This window comes from Comamonas sp. GCA5, assembly GCF_036541385.1.
GTDB classification, from domain to species: domain Bacteria; phylum Pseudomonadota; class Gammaproteobacteria; order Burkholderiales; family Burkholderiaceae_C; genus Comamonas; species Comamonas aquatica.
In genome coordinates, this window is sequence record NZ_JAZHFR010000257.1 from 1 (window position 1) to 304 (window position 304).

Consider the following 304-nt stretch of genomic DNA (forward strand, 5'->3'; position numbering starts at 1 on the left):
TGGGCTGCTGCCGGTCTCGTTGACACCGACCTAAGCTTCTTGAGCTTGCTCGAACTGTACGGGACTGAGATATCCGAGCGTCGAATGCCGACGCGTCGGGTTGTAGAAGCACTCGATGTAATCGAACACATCTGAGCGGGCCTGGCCTCGTGTCCTGTACACCTTACGGGCCGTGCGCTCGGTCTTCAGAGAACTGAAGAAGCTCTCCATGGCCGAGTTGTCCCAGACCTCGCCAGCCCGACTCATGCTGCAAGTGATGCCCTGTTCGTCCAGCAGCCTCTGGAAGTGCTCGCTTGTGTATTGG

Annotated in this window: 1 protein-coding gene; it reads right to left on the minus strand. The window is 58.2% G+C overall.

Annotation, left to right across the window (positions count from 1 at the left end):
- Positions 1-30: 30 nt before the first annotated feature.
- Positions 31-304 (minus strand): IS3 family transposase (locus tag SJH88_RS19560; protein ID WP_274755431.1); only part of this gene is annotated, 274 nt, incomplete at its 5' end.